General features: G+C 36.4%; 5 protein-coding genes. All 5 read right to left on the minus strand.

Features of this window, described 5'->3' with window-relative positions; genetic code table 11:
- Positions 1–297 precede the first annotated feature (297 nt).
- Positions 298–1,098, minus strand: coding sequence for a M48 family metalloprotease (locus JGH11_RS19040; RefSeq protein ID WP_201114429.1), 801 nt, complete (start codon positions 1,096–1,098; stop codon positions 298–300).
- A gap of 201 nt (positions 1,099–1,299) precedes the next feature.
- Positions 1,300–2,037, minus strand: a complete 738-nt coding sequence (ubiE, locus tag JGH11_RS19045) for a bifunctional demethylmenaquinone methyltransferase/2-methoxy-6-polyprenyl-1,4-benzoquinol methylase UbiE (protein ID WP_201114431.1) — start codon at positions 2,035–2,037, stop codon at positions 1,300–1,302.
- Complete coding sequence (locus JGH11_RS19050; RefSeq protein WP_201114433.1) at positions 2,034–2,600, minus strand: zeta toxin family protein; 567 nt, start codon at positions 2,598–2,600, stop codon at positions 2,034–2,036. The genes ubiE and JGH11_RS19050 overlap by 4 nt, the downstream gene beginning before the upstream one ends.
- Positions 2,601–2,605: 5 nt before the next feature.
- Entirely contained in the window at positions 2,606–3,556 is a 951-nt protein-coding gene (locus JGH11_RS19055) for a phosphoribosylaminoimidazolesuccinocarboxamide synthase (protein WP_201114434.1), read from the minus strand.
- A 111-nt stretch (positions 3,557–3,667) separates the two neighbouring features.
- On the minus strand, positions 3,668–4,642 hold the full coding sequence (locus tag JGH11_RS19060) for a PhoH family protein (RefSeq protein ID WP_201114435.1): 975 nt from the start codon (positions 4,640–4,642) through the stop codon (positions 3,668–3,670).
- Positions 4,643–4,723 lie beyond the last annotated feature (81 nt).

Consider the following 4,723-nt stretch of genomic DNA (forward strand, 5'->3'; position numbering starts at 1 on the left):
GTAGTAATAATAAAATTAGTCTATAACTTAGTTTTTGTACTATAGAGTTCATGTCTTTTAGTATAAAGCGTGTATATATGTCTGTATTAAAATTTTATTGCTGGCTCAATGGAACCACAAAGGGTTTATGGTGGTGTATCTCTGTAATTACCTGCAAGTTAATATAAATAAATTAAATTAGTTTTATTTTTAGATATATCTTTTTATTTATTTTCAAGTTATTTATAAAAGGAAAGCCTGTAAGATTAACCTTTTATGAGGTCAACCTTACAGGCTTTGTACTTTATTCTATTTTACTTACTTATAAGAGATAATGGAAGCGCGTAATGCATTGTTTGAGTTAACTCCAATGAATTTAGCGGCAGCACTCAATTCTCCGTCTTCTTCAGAAGCAGCTTGGTCAGCCGATTCTAGCTCTGCAAATTTTTCAAGAGCAGAAACTAAAGCATCTGTAGATGTTCCTTTTTTAGACAACAGATCAAATGCGAAGCTGTCAGCTTTTTTATTTTGCTCGTCTGTGTAAGGAACTTGAAGTAGTTCATTTATTATAGTACCCATTTTATCTCCAGAGAAAGATAATAGTTTCTCCAATTGGGCAGATCCTGCTTTTGTTGCGTTATCTTCAGATGCAACTTTTAATAATGCATCACGAACATCTTTATTCGCAATGTGTCCAATCTGAGTAGAGATTACTGCAAGTAATTCTTCGTCAGATAGAAGATCCATCATGCCTGTATAAACTCGGATGCTACCATCAGCTGTTGCTAAGATGTTTACTTCCGGATTCTCATATACTTTGTAATTTAAACTTAGTCCGTCTACTGTAATATAGTCAGTACCCACTAAGTTTGCTAGTCTCGTATAGTACTCAGTACCTTCTCCTGCAATCGTATTATTTTGATCCATAAACTCTACGATTTTTACAGATACTTTATTTGCCACCATATCGGAAGCCATATCCCCTGCAACATCGCCTACAGCCTTTGTTACAGATTTGCCAGCTTTTTTTAAAGCTTTACCAAATTGAGCATTAGCAGAGAGTGATAATGCGCACATAGCAGCAATTAGTGCTGAAGTCAGAAATAATTTCTTTGTCATAGTTTTAAAATGTTCGTTGGGTTTATTAATAAATAATGTTAGTGTCCGCTTGGCCGTGTTATAATTAAGATAAAGTTTGGTTAAAAAACTTTTACTATGGCAAATATATTACATTATTCTTAATTAAAAGATAAATTTTTTAAAAATGAGCTTTTAAATTATACAGGAGTACTAGTGTTTAGGTCGCTCTTGACTTTTAAATTACTTGGAAGCTAGATACATAGAGCAAACTCCGAATGTATATGTTTTACAAATAGCATCTTTAAAGCCATTCTTTAAAAGAGTGTTGGTCATCTCTTTTCCCTGGATAAAAGCTTCTATAGATTTGGGTAAATATGAATAGGCTGTTTTATCTTTTGATATAATACGTCCTATAGTTGGAATAAAAAGGCGTGAATACATCCAATAACCTTGTTTCATCGGGAAGTGTTTGGGTGTACTTAACTCCAGTATCATTAACTGGCCTCCGGGTTTCAGTACCCTGAGTATTTCTTGTAATCCTTTGTCAAGGTCTTCAAAATTACGGACGCCAAATGCGACCATTGCTGCATCGTATGTATTGTCATCAAGAGTAAGATTGAGACAATCCTGTTTTTCGAAAGTAATAACTTCTGATAATCCTGCTTTTGCTACTTTATGACGGCCTACTTCCATCATTCCTTCCGAAATATCAATACCAAGAATAGATTGAGGTTTGAGGACATTGTATGCTTGAATGGCTAAATCTCCGGTTCCGGTCGCGATATCAAGAATAGTTTGAGGGCTTAATCTTTTTAGCATTGAAATACCTTTATTTCGCCAATTTATATCAATACCCATCGACATAGTCCGATTAAGCGTATCGTAATTTTCGGCGATAGAATCAAACATGCGCTCTACTTGAACGCCTTTGTTTTCTTCTGAAGAATAAGGTACAATCTTTTCAGCTTTATAAGTCATACATTTTTAATATAATAGAATACTTCCTCGTCCTGGATATCTATGATTTTCGTTTTGTTTCCCTCTGCAATCATCCGGAAAGGGTCGGTAGAATTATCGACCATAAGCCAATAGTCGGCAATAGGAATAAACATAGAAAACAGGTTGCGCATTCCTGCATAATAACGTCTTACCACAACTTCTTCCGGCACATAGTGCCCTCCAAAGCGTACGCGTTGTTCTACACGTCTGATTGCTAGTTCGGGCGATTCGAGCCAGAAATAGATAAGTGTTACGAAATAGCCTTCTTTTTGAGCCCTGCGTATAAAATTAGCATAGGATTTAGTGGCCAAAGTAGTTTCTATAGCAAAATCTTCCTGCATACGAAGCATTTCATTCATACGCATCAGCATCAGTCTTCCTGCATTTATCGCAACAGTTTCGGGTTGGAAAGGAGAAAGTCCCTTCGCAATTTCATCGGCATTGATAAACTCTTTGCAATCCAACATTTCGGGAAACATTGCATACGACGCGGTTGTTTTACCCGCGCCGTTGCAACCTGATATGATATAGAGATTTGGCATCTAATTTACCCTCTTTGTTTTAAATAATCTTTTATATTTGCATCTATACGTGTAGCTACGTCGCTAGCATCAGCTTTTATAAATTTTTCTCCCACTATCTTTTCATATAGTTCTATATAGCGTTCTGAAACAGAGTTGCAATATTCTTCGGTCATTTCAGGCACCTTTTGTCCGTCTTTCCCTTGAAATCCGTTATCCATTAGCCATTTGCGAACAAACTCTTTTGAAAGTTGGCGTTGTTCTTCTCCTTTTTCAAATAATTCTTGATATGTATCGGCATAAAAATAACGGGATGAGTCTGGAGTGTGAATTTCGTCAATCAGGTATATTTTACCACCATTCTTACCGAATTCATATTTAGTGTCCACGAGGATCAGATTTTTCTCAGCGGCCATTTCTGTCCCGCGTTGGAATAGGGCATAAGTATATTTTTCTAATTGCTCATATTCTTCTTTACTTACCAGACCTTGCGCAATAATCTCCTCTTTCGAAATGTTTTGGTCATGACCTTCATCTTCTTTGGTCGTAGGAGTGATAATCGGAGTAGGGAACTTTTGATTCTCTTTCATCCCTTCAGGAAGTGTTACTCCACAAAGAGTTCTTACTCCTGATTTATATTCACGCCATGCACTACCGGTAAGGTAGCCGCGAATAACCATTTCTACTTTGTATGTTTCGCAACGGATACCCACCGTTACCATCGGATCAGGTGTAGCCAATTTCCAATTAGGAACAATATCTGAGGTTGCATCCAGAAATTTAGAGGCAATCTGATTCAGTACCTGTCCTTTGTAAGGGATGCCTTGAGGTAATACTACATCGAATGCTGAAATACGATCTGTAGCGATCATTACCAACAAATCGTTGCCTATTGAATAAACATCTCTCACTTTACCATGATAAACGTTTGTCTGATTTGGGAAATTAAAATCCGTTCTAACTAAAGTATTCTTCATTTGCTATCTTAATTGTTTTTTATTTATCCGCTATAATAACATCGAAGCTATGGTCAAAGTTAATAGAAGTATGTTAAAAAAGCAACGAATTAAAGATTGTTAGGCTTCTTTTTATGGTGCAATCTTCTCCGCTTTTTCTACTCGCTTCTCTCTCTTGTCTTCTTTTTCATAAGCTTCAACAATACGCTGTACCAATTTGTGACGTACGATATCTGTCTTATCAAATTCAATATGGCCGATTCCTTTTACTCCTTTTAATATGCGTAAGGCATGCTTCAACCCGGATAGTTGAGATGGAGGTAAATCAATTTGTGTAATATCGCCTGTAATAATCATCTTGGCATTCATCCCCAAACGAGTCAAGAACATCTTTATCTGATGTGTGGTTGTGTTTTGGGCCTCATCCAATATAATCACTGCGTCGCTTAATGTACGACCACGCATGAATGCCAGCGGAGCTATTTGAATTGTCTTGTTTTCAATATAGTCTTTCAGCTTTGCTGCCGGAATCATGTCTTCTAAGGCGTCGTATAAAGGTTGTAGATAAGGATCTATCTTATCTTTCATGTCGCCGGGTAGGAATCCTAGTTTTTCTCCCGCTTCTACTGCCGGGCGGCTTAAAATTATTTTCTTTACTTCTTTATTCTTGAGAGCCTTGACAGCCAAAGCGATGGCTGTATATGTTTTACCGGAACCTGCCGGGCCTATCCCAAAAACCATGTCGTTCTCATAGAAACTATCTACAAAATTCTTCTGATTTGGTGTACGTGCAAAAATCGGTTTGCCGTTTATTCCATATATAATAAGATTATCTTGCTTTATTATATTAGGTGATTTTCCTTTGACAATATCTATAATATCTTCTTCAGAGAGTTTGTTGCGTTCGGTCGAAAACTTTTCAAGCTCTCTTATTTTTTCTTCAAAGAGAGGTACATCTTCGGCATTACCAATTACTTTTATTGCATTGCCACGCGCAACAATACGCAACTTTGGAAAAAGAGTTTTTAATAACTGAATATTTGCGTTGTTTATCCCGAAAAAGACAACTGGGTCTATATGTTCTAAAATTATTATTTGTTCTATCATTTAATTGTAAATCAACAAAGTACCATACTGTTTTAATTTAGTTGTCGGGTGAATTGTAATGGTTTTGTAATGGTGTATCAA

It is taken from the genome of Dysgonomonas sp. Marseille-P4677, from assembly GCF_016652235.1.
Lineage (GTDB): Bacteria > Bacteroidota > Bacteroidia > Bacteroidales > Dysgonomonadaceae > Dysgonomonas.